We start from the raw sequence: 16,962 nt of genomic DNA on the forward strand, positions 1-16,962 counted from the left end.
TATGTTTTATGACTTACATATCCATTCTGCTTTATCGCCTTGCAGTGATGATGATATGACTTTAAATAATATTGTCAATATGGCATATTTAAAGGCACTTGATTTGATTGCGATTACAGATCATAACTCAGTAAAGCAGCTTTATCATTTAGCCACAGTTGCCAAAGATAAAGTTCGCTATATTTATGGAGTAGAGATTCAAAGTCGAGAAGAAGTTCATATTTTAGGATATTTCTTAGATGATTGTTCTTTAGATGAAATTCAAGCATTTTTAGATGAGTATTTAATTGAAGAGCCTAATGATGAATATTACTTTGGACATCAATATATTTTTGATGAAATGGATCAAGTGATTGCACAGGAAAAAAGATTACTGATTAAATCTTTGGATTTATCCGTAGAAGAAATTATTGATTGGATTCATCAGCATAAAGGGATTGCTGTTTTTGCACATGCTATGAGTGAAAGATTTTCAATTATGCATGTCTTTATGAATATTGATGAGTCATTAGATATTGATGGTATCGAAGTGACAGATCCTCATCAACGTATACAATTAACCGAAAAATATCCATATTTAAAAAACAAGTTATGGTTAATAAATAGTGATGCTCATCGTTTAGATATGATTAATGAGCCAATATATGAAATCAGTGAAGAAGAATTTTATGGATTGTGGAGGAAGCGTTATGGATGAACTAGCTTTAAATATTTTAGATATTGCTTATAATTCTATCCGTGCTGACGCTTCATTCGTTCGTATTTCTATTCTTGATAGTATCAAACAAAATATTATTCATATTGAAATAGAAGATAATGGTAAAGGCATGACAGCGGATACTATTGAAAAAGTGACTGATCCTTTTTATACAACACGAACAACAAGAGTCGTAGGATTAGGTGTTCCACTGTTTAAACAAAACGCTGAATTAACAGGTGGTTCATTGACTATTCAGTCACAATTACAGGTTGGAACAAGAGTAACTGCTCAGTTTATTAAAAATCATATTGATACACCTATTATGGGAGATATCATTGAAACAATGTTAACGTTGATTCAGGCAGATGAACAGATTGATTATGAATTTGAATATGTGACAGATGAAAATTCGTTTGTCATGAAAACCAAGGAAATGAAAGAGATTTTAGGAGATGTGAAAATCACAGAACCAGAAGTTCTCTTATGGATAAAAGAGTTTATGAAGGAGGGATTACAGAAATGAAATCATTAGAAGATTTAAAAAAGATTAGAGAAGCTGCTCAAAACAAAATGACAATGCGTATGGATGATGAACAAAAGTATCGTGTTGTTGTGGGAATGGCAACGTGCGGGATTGCTGCTGGAGCAAGACCGGTCTTAAATGCAATTGTTGAAGAAGTTGCAAAGGCTAAACTCCCTGTAACAGTTTTACAGACAGGTTGTATTGGTATGTGTACATTAGAACCAATTGTTGAAGTTTTTGATAAAAATGATCATAAAACAACATATGTTTTGGTTGATGCTAAAAAAGCTAAAGAAATTGTTGTCCGTCATTTGATGAATGATGAAGTTATTGATGACTATACAGTCGGGAAATATAAGAAGTAGGAGGATAAGACATGGAAAGAATACAAGTCTTAGTATGCGCTGGAACAGGGTGTACAATTGGTAATTCTGGTGATTTGATTGAAGCCTTTCAAAATGAAATCAAATCAATGGGATTAGAAAAAGAAGTCAGTGTTTTACGTACTGGATGTTTAGGTCTTTGTGGTGTTGGTCCAAATGTTTCTATATATCCTGATAATATTATTTATAAATCTGTTAAGGTTGAAGATGTTAAAGAAATTGTTATGGAACATTTTTATAAAGGCCGTCCAGTTCAACGATTAATGTTAAATGAATCTGATCAAGAAACAAATGAGATTCATGATATTAATAAAACGAAGTTTTATTCAAAACAAAAACGTATAGCATTACATAATTGTGGTGTTATTGATCCTGAGAATATTGATGAGTATATAGCAAAAGATGGTTATTTTGCACTTGGAAAAGTCCTTACTGAAATGCAGCCTCAAGAGGTTGTTGATGTGATTAAAGCAAGCGGTCTAAGAGGTCGTGGTGGGGGAGGTTTCCCAACTGGACTCAAATGGCAGTTTGCATTAAATGAACCAGGTGATGAGAAATACGTGATCTGTAATGCTGATGAGGGAGACCCAGGTGCTTTTATGGATCGATCTATCTTGGAAGGAAATCCACATAGTGTCATTGAAGCAATGGCTATTGCTGCCTATGCAATTGGAGCACATTATGGATATATTTATATTCGTGCTGAATATCCAATTGCTGTTGAAAGATTAAAACATGCGATTTCACAAGCTAAAGATTTAGGTTTGTTAGGTCAAAATATTTTTGGTTCTGGCTTTGACTTTGATTTAGAGATTCGTTTAGGCGCAGGTGCATTTGTTTGTGGTGAAGAAACAGCTTTAATTCAGTCTATTGAAGGTGAAAGAGGAATGCCAAATCCTAAACCACCATTCCCAGCTCATAAAGGTGTATGGGGAAAACCAACAATTATTAATAATGTTGAAACTTATGCGAATATTGCTCAAATTATTATCAATGGTGCAGATTGGTTTAAATCAATTGGTACAGAAACATCTTTTGGAACAAAAGTCTTTGCTTTAGGTGGAAAAATTACAAACACTGGGCTTGTAGAAGTTCCGATGGGAACAACTTTACGTGAAGTTATTTATGAAATTGGTGGTGGATGTCCAAATCGTAAACAATTTAAAGCAGTTCAAACAGGGGGACCATCTGGTGGTTGTTTAACAGAAAGTCAATTAGATACACCTATTGGTTTTGATGAACTCGTTAAATTAGGTTCTATGATGGGTTCAGGTGGTATGATTGTTTTGGATGAAGATAACTGTATGGTTGATGTTGCCAGATTCTATATGGATTTTATTGTTGATGAATCTTGTGGAAAATGTTCACCATGTCGTATAGGAACAAAACGTATGTTAGAAATACTTGAAGATATTTGTGAAGGTAGAGGAACAATGGAATCGTTAGATGAGTTAGAAGTTCTTGCTCATACGATTAAAGATACTGCCCTTTGTGGTTTAGGACAATCTGCTCCTAACCCTGTCCTTTCAACAATTTCTCAATTTAGAGATGAATATATTGCTCATATTGTTGATAAAAAATGTCCTGCAGGAGTATGTAAAGCCTTATTGTCTTATGAAATTGATGAAGATAAATGTCGTAAATGTGGTCTTTGTGCAAGACAATGTCCTGCTAATGCCATTGATGGAGAACTTGGAAAAGTTCCATATCGTATTGATCAAGATAAATGTATCAAATGTGGTAACTGTTTGAAAGCTTGTCACTTTGGTGTCATTACAAGAAAGTAGGTGGATAGAATGGGAAAAATAAAATTAACTATTAATAATCGTCAAGTTGAAGCTTATGAAGGAAAAACTATTTTAGAAGTTGCACGTGAAAATGGCATTCATATACCTACTTTGTGTTATTTAAAGGACTATACAGGTACAGGAGCATGCCGTGTTTGCCAAGTTGAAGTAGAAGGTGTTAAGAATCTTTGTGCTGCTTGTGTATATCCAGTAAGAGATGGTATGGTTATTAAAACAAATTCAATGCGTGCCCTTGATGCGCGTCGTCGTGTCGTTGAACTTATTGTTTCTAATCACTCTAAAGATTGTTTGTCATGTATTCGTAATACAAACTGTGAACTGCAACGTCTTTGCCAGGAATTAGGTGTCCGTGAAGATGCTTTTAAAGGTGCAAAAACGAACCCAACATTTGATGAAGTTTCACCAGGAGTTGTTAGAAATACATCAAAATGTATTTTATGTGGACGTTGTATTGCTGCATGTAAGAAACATCAGGAATTAGGTGTTTTAGGATTTATGGAACGTGGTTTTAAAACAAAGGTTGGTCCTGTTTTTGATCGTAGTTTGAATGATGTAAACTGTATGCAATGTGGACAATGTATTAATGTGTGTCCAGTAGGTGCATTACAGGAAAAAGAAGAAATTCATAATGTTATAGAAGCGCTTAATGATCCAACAAAACATGTTGTAGTGCAAACTGCTCCAGCCGTTCGTGCAAGTTTAGGTGAAGAATTTGGTATGCCAATAGGAACACGTGTCACTGGAAAAATGGTTGCTGCATTAAAACTATTAGGATTTGATAAAGTTTATGATACGAACTTTGGTGCTGATTTGACAATTATGGAAGAAGGATACGAATTTATTCATCGTCTTCAAAATGGTGGTCAATTACCAATGATTACATCTTGTTCACCAGGATGGATTAATTATTGTGAAAAAGAATATCCAGATTTATTAGATCATTTGTCATCATGTAAATCACCACATATGATGTTAGGAGCAATGATTAAATCATATTATGCAAAACAACATCAATTAGATCCAAAAAATATTTATGTTGTTTCTATTATGCCTTGTGTTGCTAAAAAAGGTGAAAAAGAACGTTCTCAAATGATAAAAGATGGTATGAAAGATGTTGATGCTGTTTTAACAACAAGAGAATTAGGAAAGCTGATCAAAATGTTTGGTGTTAATTTTGTTGATTTAAAAGATGAAGAGTTTGATCAGGATATGTTTGGTGAATACACTGGTGCAGCAGTTATTTTTGGAGCAAGTGGTGGCGTGATGGAAGCTGCTTTGCGTACTGTTGTTGATGTATTGACAAATCAGGATTTAGATTCAATTGAATATCATGCTGTAAGAGGTCAACGTGGCTTAAAAGAAGCAACATTACAAGTTGGTGATTTAACAGTTCGTGTTGCTGTAGCACATAGTATGGCTATTGCTAAGCCATTATTAGATGAAATTCGTGCCGGACGTTCACCATATCACTTTATTGAAGTGATGGGATGTCCTGGTGGTTGTATCAATGGTGGTGGGCAATCTTATGTTAGTGCACTTATTAGAAATAGTGGTTTTGATTTTAAAGGTGCAAGAGCAAAAGCGTTATATGATGAAGATCGTTCAATGCCAGCAAGAAAATCTCATAAGAATACTCAAATTCAAAAATTATATGAAGATTTCTTAGGTCAGCCTAATTCACATCTGGCTCATGAATTACTTCATACAACTTATGATAAACAGAAAAAATTTAAATAATAATGAAAGGTTCTAGACAAACTAGAACCTTTACTTTGACAAAAAATGCACTCAATAACATGTATAATCAATGTGGTGATTAAATATGAAATATAAAATAGTTTATTTAAAAGAAAATTTTCAGGACATTGCAAGTACATATCCATCGTTGATTGAGATGTTATATTCTTCACAACAAAATTCTTATGATACAAAACAGGTAGAGTTGCTTTTTAAACCTCTTGGACAAAGCAAAGAAAAGCTATTAAAAATGATTCAGGAAAGAGATGATTATCATTATTTTCATGGTGTTCATCAATTAAACAATCCTATTACTGATGAAAATGTGACAATAAAATTAAATGAATTTGATATTGAAGTTGATGAAAAAAGTGGAAATCATGTTATTTTTGATATTATGAGGACATTTTCTAAAAACTTTTATATGATTATGGCATAATTGATTTTACAAATCAAATCATTGTATGCTATAATAATCAAGTAATTGAAATGGAGGATTGAAAAATGTTATATGCTTTTTTAGGACTTGCTGTAGGTCTTGCTATAGGATTCTTCGTATCTCGATATGTATTTAAGAAAAATTTAAAGAAGAATCCACCAATCAATGAAAAAATGATTCGTGCAATGTTTATGGAGATGGGACGTAAACCTAACGAGACTCAAATCAAGAGAATTATGAAAAGTATCAATGATCAGTACAAATAAGGGTGTTCCCTTATTTTTTCTATATTATGAAGATATATTTAACACGTCATTCTAAAACCATCTGGAATCATGAAAAAAGATTGCAAGGGAGATGCGATTCTCCTTTGACATCTGAAGGAATTGAAAATGCATATGCTTTAAAAAAGTATCTTGAACAATCTCATTTGCATTTTGATTTTATTTATTCAAGTCCAATTACGCGTGCTTATAAAACAGCAACACTATTATTTGATGAAAAAAAGATTATCCAAGATTCCCGTTTAATGGAAATGAATTTCGGAATATTTGAAGGAAGAAAAATATCTGATATTTTAGAAACGGATTTCGAACTATATCATAATCTTTGGAATCATCCAGAATGTTTTACATGTATTCCTCAGGGAGAAAGTTATGATGATGTCATGTTACGTGCACAAAGTTTCTTAGATGACCTTCAAAAATTAGATGAAAATAGTACTGTCATGATTGTGACTCATGGTATGTATTTTATCGTTTTATTAGCAACGATGTTAGGGTTAGAAAGAAAAGATTATATTAAGCTTAATCAAAAAGTTGTTGAAGGATGTTCTTTAACGGTACTTGAACAACAAAATGGGCATTATGAATTATTGAATTATAATGACTGTCATTTTTTACCACATGTTATGAATGCTTCTTTTTCAAAATAAAAAAGACCACATCGCATTGGTCTTTTTTTACATCCATGTAATTTTACTTTCAGTTCCATTTTTTATTCTTACAATATTTGCTTTATGCTTATAAACAAGTAATCCCACAATACAAGCATTTGTAACAATTCCAGCAGTACTATAACCAATAAAAGGCGAAACGACTAATATTGATACAGATGCAAGAATTGATGAAAGAGAAACATATTTTGATATTTTTAATGTTATTAAGAAAATGACTATTGCAATAAGAAAGGCAAATATATTTGTCACAAGGGCATATCCAATAGCTACTGAGACAGCTTTACCGCCACGAAATCCAGCAAAAATAGGGTAACAATGTCCTATAACACATGCCAAGGCACAAGGATAAATGATATCAACATTTAATCCCATATAATGGGCTATTACTTTTGCCATAAGTATTGAAATACAGCATTTTGATGCATCCAATAATATGACAGCCATCCCAGCTTTTTTGCCTAAAACTCTACCAGCATTTGTTCCCCCAAGATTTCCAGAACCACTTTCTCTAACATCAGTATTGTAAAATAATTTTCCAATCACTAATGCAAAAGGTATAGAACCATATAAATAACTCATTATAATGAGTAATATATAAATAAATATATCCATATTTTCACATCCTCGACCATAATTATACATGAAAAGAGTGAAAAATCAATCATTTTAAAAGCTCAAATCAAGCAAAATATGAGGTTGTTTGATTATCCTATGAAAAAATCTAGCATAAGTGACTTGTTTTTGATATAATTAAAGAGTTGCGAAGGGAGGATATCATAAATGAAAAAAAATCATTATGATGAATCAAATATACAAATTTTAGAAGGTTTAGAAGCTGTTCGTAAGCGTCCTGGTATGTATATTGGATCTACTGATTATCGTGGTTTACATCATCTTGTCTGGGAAATTGTAGATAATTCAATAGACGAAGCCCTGGCAGGTTTTGGAAATAAAATTACTGTGACAATTGGTAAAGATAATAGTATTAAGGTTGAAGATGAAGGTCGTGGAATGCCTACTGGTATGCATGCTTCTGGAAAACCAACAACTGAAGTTATTTTAACAATTCTTCATGCTGGAGGAAAGTTTAGTGAAGATGGTGGATATAAAACATCTGGAGGACTACATGGTGTAGGATCTTCTGTTGTCAATGCATTGAGTGAATGGCTAGAAGTGACAGTTTATCGTGATGGAAAAATTCATCAGCAAAGATTTGAAAATGGTGCTAAAAAAATATCTCCATTAAAAGTTATAGGCAAAACCACAAGAACTGGCACAACAATTCAATTTAAACCAAGTTCAGAAATTTTTTCAACAATTGAATTTAATTATTCTACTATTTGTGAAAGACTTAAAGAAAGTGCCTTTTTATTAAAAGGTATTGAAATGAATGTTATTGATGAGCGAAGTGACCGACATGATTCATTTCAATTTGAAAATGGGTTAGAAGCTTTTATTGAATATTTGAATGTTGATAAAAGCTTGTTACATAAGACAATTTCATTTGATGATACATCTCATTCTATTGAAGTTGAAATTGCTTTACAGTTTACTGATGGATATCATGAAACGCTTATTTCATTTGTTAATCTTGTGAGAACTGGTGATGGTGGAACACATGAAACTGGGTTTAAATCTGGATTGACCAAAGTTTTTAATGAGTATGCCAGAAAGTATGGGTTATTAAAACAAAAGGATAAAAATTTAGAAGGAACTGATGTCAGAGAAGGATTAACAGCGATTGTATCTGTAAAGATACCAGAATCACTATTACAGTTTGAAGGACAAACTAAATCAAAATTAGGAACACCAGAAGCAAGAAATATTGTAGATAGTGTTGTTTATGAACAAATTAATTATTATTTAGAAGAAAATAAAGAAGTTGCGAATAAACTAATTGGAAAAATGATGAAAGCAGCTCAGGCTCGTAATGCTGCACGTAAAGCTCGAGAAGAAGCGAGAAAAGGAAAAGGTAATAAAACCGAAAAAATTCTAAGTGGTAAATTAGCGCCTGCTCAGTCTAAAGATAAAAAGAAAAAAGAACTCTATCTTGTCGAAGGTGATTCGGCTGGTGGGAGTGCAAAGCAAGGGCGAGATCGTAAATTTCAAGCCATTTTACCTTTACGTGGAAAAGTATTAAATGCCGAAAAAACGTCTATGGCAGATATTTTAAAGAATGAAGAAATTGCAACTATTATTAACACTGTTGGAGCAGGAATTGGTGATGATTTTAATGCAGAAAATTCAAATTATGCAAAAGTGATTATCATGACCGATGCGGATACTGATGGAGCCCATATTCAAGTTCTTTTGTTAACATTTTTCTATCGTTATATGCGTGGATTAATTTCATCAGGACGTGTTTATATTGCGATGCCACCGCTTTATAAAGTGAGTAAGAAAAATGGAAAGCATAGTGATTCTATTTATGCTTGGGATGATCATGAATTAGAACAAGCCAAACAAAAAGTAGGGCGTGGATACACTGTTCAAAGATATAAAGGTCTAGGTGAGATGAATGCTGATCAATTATGGGAAACAACAATGAATCCTGATACACGTACTTTAATTCAAGTTTCTATTGAAGATGCTGCTTTGGTTGAGCGTCGTGTATCTGTTTTGATGGGAGATAAAGTAGAGCCACGTAGAGAGTGGATTGAAGAAAATGTTCAATTTTCATTGGAAGATTCATTCTTTATTACAAATTAAGGAGGGTATGCATGAGCGAAAAGATATTAACTGAATCATTAGATGATATCATGGGTGATCGTTTTGGAAAATATTCAAAATATATAATTCAAGATCGTGCATTACCAGATGTCAGAGATGGATTAAAACCAGTTCAAAGAAGAATTTTATATGCAATGTTTAAAGAAGGGAATACCCATCTAAAACCTTATCGTAAGTCTGCTAAAACAGTTGGGAACGTGATTGGTAACTATCATCCTCATGGTGATAGTTCAGTATATGAAGCGATGGTACGTTTATCACAAGAATGGAAAATGCGTATTCCGCTTGTTGATATGCAGGGAAATAATGGATCGATTGATAACGATCCAGCAGCGGCTATGCGTTATACAGAAGCACGTCTTTCTGCGATTGCTTCAGAGTTGCTTAAGGATATTGATAAAGAGACTGTAAAAATGGCGTTAAATTTCGATGATACTGAATATGAACCAACTGTTTTACCAGCTAAATATCCTAATTTATTAGTCAATGGAGCAACTGGAATATCAGCAGGATATGCGACTGATATCCCACCACATAATCTAGAAGAAGTTATTGATGCGACGATTTATCGAATCTTGCATCCTCATTGTACATTGGATGATCTAATGAAATTTATGAAAGGACCAGATTTTCCAACTGGTGCTATAGTAGAGGGAAAAAAAGGAATACGTGGTGCTTTTGAAACAGGAAAAGGAAAAGTTGTTGTTCGTTCTTGTGTTCAAATTGTTGAAGAAAAAAATTTAAATAAGATAGTCGTAAGTGAAATTCCTTATGAGGTTAATAAAGCGGAATTAGTGAGAAAACTTGATGAAGTTCGTTTTAATAAAAATATAGATGGGATTATTGAAGTACGTGATGAATCAGATCGAAATGGCTTGAGTATTGTTATTGATTTAAAAAAAGATGTAGATATTCAAAATACTCTTAATTATTTTTATAAGAATACAGATTTACAAAAAAATTATACATATAACATGGTTGCAATCAAAGATAAAAGACCAGTATGTATGGGGATTGTAGATATTATTGATGGTTATATTGGACATCAAATTGAAGTCATTACAAAACGTTCATTATATGATTTAAATAAAGCACAGGAAAGAAAACATATTGTTGATGGCTTAATTAAAGCTGTATCTATTTTGGATGATGTTGTCCATACAATTCGTCATTCCAAAGATAAACAGGATGCTAAAAAGAATTTACAGCAACAATATCAGTTCACTGAACAGCAATCTGAAGCTATTGTTATGTTACAATTGTATCGTTTAACAAATACGGATATTGTTGCTTTAGAAAAAGAGAAAAGTGAATTAGAAAGCTTTATTCAAACATTAAATGATATTTTAAATAGTGATAAAGTTTTAAGAAAAGTTATTATTGATGAATTAAAACAAATAAAAAAACAATATCCAACTCCAAGGTTAACTGAAATCAAAGATGAAGTTCAAGAAGTTGTTATTAATGAAGAAGCGATGATTTTACCTGAGGATATTTATGTTTCTGTTTCTCGTGATGGATATGTCAAAAGAATTTCACAACGTTCTTATAAGGCAAGTGAAAATACACCAATTGGTAAAAAAGACGATGATGTTCTCATTGATTTACATCATGCGAATACTTTAGATAAGTTACTCATTTTTACAGATAAAGGGAATTATCTTTTTATTCCACTTCATAAATTAGAGGAGTTCAAATGGAAAGAACTTGGTAAGCATATTAGTTATCTTGTAAAGGTATCACCTGATGAAAAGATTATTGGGTCAATCCTTGTCAAATCTTTTCAATCGCCACTGTATGTTCTTTTTGCAACGCGCTTTGGACAATTAAAACGTGTTGCTTTAAAAGATTTAGAAGTGACAAGATATACAAAACCAATGAAATGTATGAATCTTAAAAAAGGAGATTCACTTTTACAGGTTGCATTAAGTGATGATCATCAAGGCATTGTTTTAACAACAAAAGCTGGATATGCGACACTTTATAGTGAACAAGAAATTTCAATTCTTGGAGTTAAAGCTGGTGGTATTAAAGGAATTAATTTGAAAAATGATGAACTTATAGCAATGAATGTTTTTAATCCTCTGCAGACAGATTCGTATATTCTTATTAGTGATCAGCCAGGAATCAAACGTTTACGTATTTCTGATATTCCAAGCTGTAATCGTGCAACAAAGGGGAATTTGGTTTTTAAATCGCCAAAAACAAATCAGATTCATGCTTTAACTGCCTTTGTTTTAACGACTCAAGATGAACTTGTGTTAGAAACAAATCAACAGCATTTTAAAGTTCAGGTGAAAGATTATAGTTATGGTCAATTGTTAAATAAACCAAGTGCTATTATGGCTTTAAAGGATGAACAACTTGTTTATGTTTATAATCCAAAGACTTTAATAGCTGATATGATTCAGAAAGTCAAAAGTGATGAACATCATGAAGATGCTTTTCAAGTTATACCAGAACCAGAATTATTTGAAGATATTGATGAAACAGAAAAAAAAGTTGAACCAGTCATTGTTCAACCTTTAAAAAAGAATGATCATAACGAAGATGATAAACATTTTGAACCTATCTCTTTTGATGATCTCTTTAAAGAAGATTTTTAGAATATGAGATTGTCATCTCATATTCTTTTACTTGTCATTTAAATAAGCTTTTAATAGTTTAATAAGTGCTCTTTTTTCTAAACGTGATACATAGGAACGGGAAATATGCATCTTTGCAGCAATTTCCTTTTGGGTATAAACTTGGTGTTTGTTAAGGCCATATCGACAGATGAGAATGTCTTGTTCTCTAGGTGTCAATAAAACAAAATATTCTTGCAATTTGCGGATTTGATCATCTGTTTGAATTTGATCAATAATTTCTTTTTGTTCGCATGGAAGAATATCAAGAAGAGTCATTTCACCGCCATCTTTATCTATTCCTAAGACTTCATTTAATGAAACATCAAGAGCTGTTTTCTTATTACCACGCATGTGCATCAGAATTTCGTTTTCTATGCATTTAGCAGCATAAGTTCCAAGTTTTGTTGCTTTATCTGGTTTATAGCTATCAACTGCCTTGATAAGTCCAATTGTGCCAATGCTAATCAGATCTTCTTGTAAATCCTTACCACCATCATATTTTTTAGCAATATGAGCAACTAATCGTAAATTGTGCTCAATTAACTGATTTCTCGCATCTTGATCTCCTTGAAAATATTTTTCTAAGAGTTCATTTTCCTGTTGAGTTGTCAGTTGTGGTTTAAAGGCTTGGGTCTTAATAAATGATACAAATAAAAATTGCTGTAATAATGTAACAAGTGTTGTAAACATAATCCACCTCAAAACATTATATGAAAATTGTCGATGTTTATGTTTATGCTTTTCAACTATTCAAAAATAGGGTACAATATTCAAAAAGGAAGGTATGTATGAATAAAGAAATGAAATGTTTTGGCTGTGGGGCTATTATTCAAAGTGAAAATGAAAAACATATTGGATATGTCCCTAAAAGTGCCATCAATAAAGATAAAATTTTATGTCAAAGATGTTTTCAATTAAAGAATTATCATAAATTACAACAGACAACATTAACGAAAGATGATTTTTTAAATTGTCTTCAACAAATTGGAGAAAAAGATTGTTTGGTTGTTTATATGATTGATCTTTTTGATTATAATGGAAGTTTGATTCAGGGGTTAATCCGTCATATTGGTCATAATGATGTACTTGTTTTAGCAAACAAACGTGACATTCTACCAAAATCTGTCAAAGAAAGAAAATTAGAACACTGGGTAAGAAGACAACTTAAAGAAGAGGGGATAAAACCTGTTGATGTGATTATTACAAGTGGAAAAAAACATATGAATTTAGATTTGATTTATGATGCAATTATGACTCATCGTCAAAATCGTGATGTGTATGTTGTTGGTGTCACAAATGTTGGGAAATCGACGTTTATTAATGCATTGCTTAAGCATTATGCTGATGTAGAAAATCAAAATCTTATTACGGTTTCTGAATTCCCTGGAACAACGCTTAATTTAATTGAAATTCCACTTGATGAAAAAACAAGTCTCTATGATACTCCAGGTATTATTAATGATTCACAAATGACACATTTATTAAAACCGCAGGACATAAAAAGTGTCATTCCACAAAGTGAATTAAGACCTATGGTTTTTCAGTTAAATAGTGATCAAACACTTTATTTTGGTGGATTAGCACGTCTAGATTACTGTGTTGGTGAACAAGCAAATTTTGTTGCTTATTTTTCAAAAAATTTAAAGATTCATCGTACAAAAACACAAAAGGCTGATGATTTATATAATCGTCATCAGGCATTGCAATATGAAATTGAAGGAATCGAAGATATTACCCAAATGAAGTCATATGAATTTCAATTGCCATCGGGGAAATGTGATATTGTGATTTCAGGATTAGGATTTATAACAATTAGTTCTCATGGTGGAAAAATACGAATGCTTGTTCCACCACATATTTCTGTTTTAATGAGAGAAGCTATTATATAAAGGAAGGAAAAATTATGTTAACAGGAAAACAAAAAAGATATTTAAGAAGTCAGGCACATCATTTAAATGCCATTTATCAGGTTGGGAAAGATGGTGTCACAAGTAATCAAGTTAAAGGAATTATCGAAGCATTAGAAGCACAGGAATTAATCAAAGTGAAGCTTTTAGAAAGTTGTCCAGATGATGTGCATACAGTCGCATTAGAATTAAGTGTTCAAACAAAATCTGAAGTTGTTCAAATTATTGGTCATACAATTGTCCTCTACAAAGCAACTGATAAAGGAATTTATAAACTGGCATGAAAAAAGTAGGTTTATTTGGAGGAAGTTTTGATCCGATCCATAAAGCACATATCGAAATTGCAAAAATCGCTTTAGAACAGCTTCAACTTGATGAAATTCAGTTTATACCAACATTGAACAATCCATGGAAAGAAACAAGTGGTGCCAATCAGATAGATCGTCTTGCGATGATGCAAGAAGCCATTGGCAATGAAAAAGATATGTCCATTAATACAATTGAATTAGAAATGCCAGAAAACAAAAAAAATTATACTTATGATACCTTAAAGCAATTAAAGAAAAGATATCCAGATATTGAATATACGTATATTATGGGAATGGATCAGGCCAATTTATTTAGTGAATGGAAAAATGCCTATGAAATGAGTCAAATGGTACAGTTGGTTGCCTTTCAAAGAGGAGGATATGAAGCGAATAGGGATGTTTTAGAGCAATATCATTTCCTTCTTTTGAAAAATGAACCTGTCTATGCTTCAAGCAGTGATGTTAGAAACGGACATATTGAAATGCTAACTCCTGCAGTTCTTAAATATATTACAAAACATGGGCTTTATTTGGAAACTATGGTATCATGTCGAATGAAAGAAAAACGTTGGAAACATACATGTAGTGTAGCCAATCTTGCTGCAAAAATTGCTAAGGCGAATCACTTAAATGATCGACAAGCTTATATCGCTGGAATGTTTCATGATATTGCAAAAGAGATGGATGAACAAGAGGCTTTATTGATTATGCAGCAGCATTATCCTCAATACCTTGATAAACCGTTTGCTATATGGCATCAATGGGTATCGCGATATGTCAGTGAACATGAATATCTTATTGATGATTCCGTTATCTTAGAGGCAATTGAACATCATACAACAGGATCTATTCATATGTCACCAGTAGGGAAGTGTGTTTATGTAGCTGATAAGCTTGATCCATTGCGTGGATATGATTCTTCCCATCAAATAGAAGTGTGTATGAGCGATATCCATCAAGGTTTTAGAGATTCACTTATTGATTTTTATGATTTTTCAACAAAGAAGAACAGACCTATAGATGACTATTTTTTTGAAATTTATGATTATTTTGTAACAAAAGGAGAAATTTAAATGACAAAATTAGAATGTATTGTTAAAGCAATGGATGATAAATTAGCAACTCATATAGTTGCGATTGATATGCGTGATGCAAGTCCGATCTTTGAGACTTTTGTCTTATGTACTGCAAATAATGAACGTTTAATGCAAGCCATTAGTCAAAATATCAAAGATGAATGTGAAAAGAATGGTTTTGAAATCAAAAGTATTGAAGGGTTAAGAAATTCTAAATGGTTATTGATTGATCTAGGTGATATTGTCTGTCATATTTTTGAGGCTGGAGAAAGAGAAAGTTATAATTTAGAAAAATTATGGGGTGATATGCCACGTATTAATGTTGAAGGAATGTTAGCAAAATGAGTTATGAAACTTTTGCATACTATTATGATAGTTTGATGGATCCTCAATTCTACGATGATTATTATCAGTTTATTATTCAACACTGTGATTTTAAGGAAGTTCTTGAATTGGGATGTGGAACGGGTGAAATAGCAATTCGTTTAGCACAAGATGGTAAAAATGTATTTGCGACAGATATTTCACCAGATATGTTAGAAGTTACGAAACAAAAAGCAATGTCTATGAATGTGAATTTAATGTTGCAAAGAGTAGACATGAGCGATTTTTCTACATCTCATAGTGTTGATTTGATTTTGTGTTTATGTGATTCAATCAATTATTTAATAGATGTTGAAGATGTTTTAAAGACTTTTTATCATGTTTTTCATTCATTAAAAGATGGTGGTCAATTTATTTTTGATATTGATAGTCTTTATAAAATGAATGTTATTTTGAATGATTATCATGAAAAAGAAGAAGATGATGAATTTGCTTTTGAATGGTCAGTTGAAAATCTTGATGATGGTTATGTTCATCATCATGTTTATATTGAAGATAAAATTGAAAAAGAAATTGTGAATGAAGATCATTATCAAAAAACATATAGTGTTTCACAATACTTGTATTGGTTAAAAGAAGCTGGTTTTGAAAAGGTTGACTATTATAGTGATTTCCATCATTATCATGATGATTGTGAAAGAGTTATTTTTATATGTCAGAAGGGAGAAAAATGATGATTGGGATTATTGGTGCAATGGAACAGGAAGTTACAGAAATTTTAAAATTAATGGATTTAAAAGAACAAAAACAATATCTTGATTATACTTTTTATGAAGGAACACTCGCAAATCAACCTGTTGTTTTATTGCAGGGTGGAATTGGTAAAGTCAATGCAGCTATTTCTGCTACTTTATTGTTTTCACATTATGATATTCAATTTGTTATGAATATTGGATCAGCTGGTGGACTATTGCCTAAACAACAAAATGTTGGAGATGTTGTGATTTCTTCACATGTTGTTCATCATGATGTTGATGTGACAGCATTTCAAAGAAAGTTAGGAGAAGTTCCTGGAATGCCTTGTTATTTTGAGGCTGACCATAGTTTATTAACAAAGGTTGAGAATATTTTAAGGCAACAAAATATTCCTTCACATGTAGGTTTAATTGCTTCTGGTGACCAATTTATTTCTCTTGATAGTCAAGTTGAGACCATTCGTAAACATTTTCCTGAAGCGATGTGTGCAGAAATGGAAGCGGCTGCGATTGCACAAGTTTGTTATGTTTTTAAGAAACCTTTTATTATTACACGTTCATTAAGTGATGTGTTTCAAAAAGGTGAAAACTCAATTCAATTTGAAGAATATTTAAAGAAAGCAAGTTATGCATCAGCACAAATGTGCTATGCCCTTATTTCTTCGTTATAGCAATAACTTTTGTTAT

General features: G+C 32.1%; 18 protein-coding genes. 16 read left to right on the top strand and 2 right to left on the bottom strand.

Features of this window, described 5'->3' with window-relative positions; genetic code table 11:
• The first annotated feature begins 1 nt into the window (after position 1).
• From BN1865_RS02320 to BN1865_RS02355, 8 genes are all read left to right on the top strand, one after another.
• The gene (locus BN1865_RS02320; protein ID WP_050635649.1) at positions 2-697 is read left to right on the top strand and encodes a PHP domain-containing protein; all 696 of its coding nucleotides are present in this window, start codon (positions 2-4) and stop codon (positions 695-697) included.
• Entirely contained in the window at positions 690-1,223 is a 534-nt protein-coding gene (locus tag BN1865_RS02325) for an ATP-binding protein (RefSeq protein ID WP_050635650.1), read from the top strand. The genes BN1865_RS02320 and BN1865_RS02325 overlap by 8 nt, the downstream gene beginning before the upstream one ends.
• Positions 1,220-1,588 (top strand): (2Fe-2S) ferredoxin domain-containing protein, encoded by a 369-nt coding sequence (locus BN1865_RS02330; protein ID WP_050635651.1) that lies wholly within the window; start codon positions 1,220-1,222, stop codon positions 1,586-1,588. The genes BN1865_RS02325 and BN1865_RS02330 overlap by 4 nt, the downstream gene beginning before the upstream one ends.
• An 11-nt stretch (positions 1,589-1,599) precedes the next feature.
• Complete coding sequence (locus tag BN1865_RS02335; RefSeq protein ID WP_050635652.1) at positions 1,600-3,393, top strand: NADH-quinone oxidoreductase subunit NuoF; 1,794 nt, start codon at positions 1,600-1,602, stop codon at positions 3,391-3,393.
• A gap of 9 nt (positions 3,394-3,402) precedes the next feature.
• Positions 3,403-5,151 (top strand): NADH-dependent [FeFe] hydrogenase, group A6, encoded by a 1,749-nt coding sequence (locus tag BN1865_RS02340; RefSeq protein ID WP_050635653.1) that lies wholly within the window; start codon positions 3,403-3,405, stop codon positions 5,149-5,151.
• Positions 5,152-5,236: 85 nt separating this feature from the next.
• Entirely contained in the window at positions 5,237-5,590 is a 354-nt protein-coding gene (locus BN1865_RS02345) for a hypothetical protein (protein ID WP_050635654.1), read from the top strand.
• A 65-nt stretch (positions 5,591-5,655) separates the two neighbouring features.
• Positions 5,656-5,856, top strand: a complete 201-nt coding sequence (locus BN1865_RS02350) for a YneF family protein (RefSeq protein WP_050635655.1) — start codon at positions 5,656-5,658, stop codon at positions 5,854-5,856.
• Between the two features lie 26 nt (positions 5,857-5,882).
• Complete coding sequence (locus tag BN1865_RS02355; RefSeq protein ID WP_050635656.1) at positions 5,883-6,524, top strand: histidine phosphatase family protein; 642 nt, start codon at positions 5,883-5,885, stop codon at positions 6,522-6,524.
• A 27-nt stretch (positions 6,525-6,551) separates the two neighbouring features.
• Here the strand turns inward: BN1865_RS02355 and plsY are convergent, their stop codons facing one another.
• Positions 6,552-7,160 (bottom strand): glycerol-3-phosphate 1-O-acyltransferase PlsY, encoded by a 609-nt coding sequence (plsY, locus tag BN1865_RS02360; RefSeq protein WP_050635657.1) that lies wholly within the window; start codon positions 7,158-7,160, stop codon positions 6,552-6,554.
• Between the two features lie 168 nt (positions 7,161-7,328).
• Here plsY and parE point away from each other — a divergent pair, with 168 nt between their 5' ends.
• The gene (gene parE / locus BN1865_RS02365; protein ID WP_050635658.1) at positions 7,329-9,257 is read left to right on the top strand and encodes a DNA topoisomerase IV subunit B; all 1,929 of its coding nucleotides are present in this window, start codon (positions 7,329-7,331) and stop codon (positions 9,255-9,257) included.
• Positions 9,258-9,268: 11 nt separating this feature from the next.
• Positions 9,269-11,884, top strand: coding sequence for a DNA topoisomerase IV subunit A (gene parC, locus BN1865_RS02370; RefSeq protein ID WP_050635659.1), 2,616 nt, complete (start codon positions 9,269-9,271; stop codon positions 11,882-11,884).
• A gap of 27 nt (positions 11,885-11,911) precedes the next feature.
• Here the strand turns inward: parC and sigK are convergent, their stop codons facing one another.
• A complete protein-coding gene (gene sigK, locus BN1865_RS02375) occupies positions 11,912-12,595 on the bottom strand; it encodes an RNA polymerase sporulation sigma factor SigK (RefSeq protein ID WP_050635660.1) in 684 nt (227 codons plus the stop codon).
• A gap of 98 nt (positions 12,596-12,693) precedes the next feature.
• Here sigK and yqeH point away from each other — a divergent pair, with 98 nt between their 5' ends.
• From yqeH to BN1865_RS02405, 6 genes are read left to right on the top strand one after another with little or no spacing between them, the layout of a single operon-like run.
• Positions 12,694-13,794, top strand: a complete 1,101-nt coding sequence (yqeH, locus tag BN1865_RS02380; RefSeq protein WP_050635661.1) for a ribosome biogenesis GTPase YqeH — start codon at positions 12,694-12,696, stop codon at positions 13,792-13,794.
• 14 nt (positions 13,795-13,808) lie between these two features.
• Positions 13,809-14,096 (top strand): ribosome assembly RNA-binding protein YhbY, encoded by a 288-nt coding sequence (gene yhbY / locus BN1865_RS02385; protein ID WP_050635662.1) that lies wholly within the window; start codon positions 13,809-13,811, stop codon positions 14,094-14,096.
• The gene (locus BN1865_RS02390; RefSeq protein ID WP_050635663.1) at positions 14,093-15,193 is read left to right on the top strand and encodes a nicotinate-nucleotide adenylyltransferase; all 1,101 of its coding nucleotides are present in this window, start codon (positions 14,093-14,095) and stop codon (positions 15,191-15,193) included. The genes yhbY and BN1865_RS02390 overlap by 4 nt, the downstream gene beginning before the upstream one ends.
• Entirely contained in the window at positions 15,194-15,541 is a 348-nt protein-coding gene (rsfS, locus tag BN1865_RS02395) for a ribosome silencing factor (RefSeq protein ID WP_050635664.1), read from the top strand. It abuts the gene before it with no gap.
• Positions 15,538-16,254: a class I SAM-dependent DNA methyltransferase gene (locus BN1865_RS02400; RefSeq protein WP_050635665.1), complete on the top strand. Its 717-nt coding sequence runs from the start codon at positions 15,538-15,540 to the stop codon at positions 16,252-16,254. Before rsfS ends, BN1865_RS02400 begins: the two co-directional genes overlap by 4 nt.
• Positions 16,251-16,946, top strand: coding sequence for a 5'-methylthioadenosine/adenosylhomocysteine nucleosidase (locus tag BN1865_RS02405; RefSeq protein WP_232780298.1), 696 nt, complete (start codon positions 16,251-16,253; stop codon positions 16,944-16,946). Before BN1865_RS02400 ends, BN1865_RS02405 begins: the two co-directional genes overlap by 4 nt.
• The last annotated feature ends 16 nt before the right edge of the window (positions 16,947-16,962 follow it).

This window comes from Candidatus Stoquefichus sp. SB1 (genome assembly GCF_001244545.1).
Classification (GTDB): Bacteria; Bacillota_I; Bacilli_A; order Erysipelotrichales; family Coprobacillaceae; genus Stoquefichus.

Excerpts from the sequence above, each read along its gene's own strand:
- BN1865_RS02320 (WP_050635649.1), top strand. The coding sequence starts at position 2 with ATGTTTTATGACTTACATATCCATTCTGCTTTATCGCCTTGCAGTGAT.
- BN1865_RS02325 (WP_050635650.1), top strand. The coding sequence starts at position 690 with ATGGATGAACTAGCTTTAAATATTTTAGATATTGCTTATAATTCTATC.
- BN1865_RS02330 (WP_050635651.1), top strand. The coding sequence starts at position 1,220 with ATGAAATCATTAGAAGATTTAAAAAAGATTAGAGAAGCTGCTCAAAAC.
- BN1865_RS02335 (WP_050635652.1), top strand. The coding sequence starts at position 1,600 with ATGGAAAGAATACAAGTCTTAGTATGCGCTGGAACAGGGTGTACAATT.
- BN1865_RS02340 (WP_050635653.1), top strand. The coding sequence starts at position 3,403 with ATGGGAAAAATAAAATTAACTATTAATAATCGTCAAGTTGAAGCTTAT.
- BN1865_RS02345 (WP_050635654.1), top strand. The coding sequence starts at position 5,237 with ATGAAATATAAAATAGTTTATTTAAAAGAAAATTTTCAGGACATTGCA.
- BN1865_RS02350 (WP_050635655.1), top strand. The coding sequence starts at position 5,656 with ATGTTATATGCTTTTTTAGGACTTGCTGTAGGTCTTGCTATAGGATTC.
- BN1865_RS02355 (WP_050635656.1), top strand. The coding sequence starts at position 5,883 with ATGAAGATATATTTAACACGTCATTCTAAAACCATCTGGAATCATGAA.
- plsY (WP_050635657.1), bottom strand. The coding sequence starts at position 7,160 with ATGGATATATTTATTTATATATTACTCATTATAATGAGTTATTTATAT.
- parE (WP_050635658.1), top strand. The coding sequence starts at position 7,329 with ATGAAAAAAAATCATTATGATGAATCAAATATACAAATTTTAGAAGGT.
- parC (WP_050635659.1), top strand. The coding sequence starts at position 9,269 with ATGAGCGAAAAGATATTAACTGAATCATTAGATGATATCATGGGTGAT.
- sigK (WP_050635660.1), bottom strand. The coding sequence starts at position 12,595 with ATGTTTACAACACTTGTTACATTATTACAGCAATTTTTATTTGTATCA.
- yqeH (WP_050635661.1), top strand. The coding sequence starts at position 12,694 with ATGAATAAAGAAATGAAATGTTTTGGCTGTGGGGCTATTATTCAAAGT.
- yhbY (WP_050635662.1), top strand. The coding sequence starts at position 13,809 with ATGTTAACAGGAAAACAAAAAAGATATTTAAGAAGTCAGGCACATCAT.
- BN1865_RS02390 (WP_050635663.1), top strand. The coding sequence starts at position 14,093 with ATGAAAAAAGTAGGTTTATTTGGAGGAAGTTTTGATCCGATCCATAAA.
- rsfS (WP_050635664.1), top strand. The coding sequence starts at position 15,194 with ATGACAAAATTAGAATGTATTGTTAAAGCAATGGATGATAAATTAGCA.
- BN1865_RS02400 (WP_050635665.1), top strand. The coding sequence starts at position 15,538 with ATGAGTTATGAAACTTTTGCATACTATTATGATAGTTTGATGGATCCT.
- BN1865_RS02405 (WP_232780298.1), top strand. The coding sequence starts at position 16,251 with ATGATGATTGGGATTATTGGTGCAATGGAACAGGAAGTTACAGAAATT.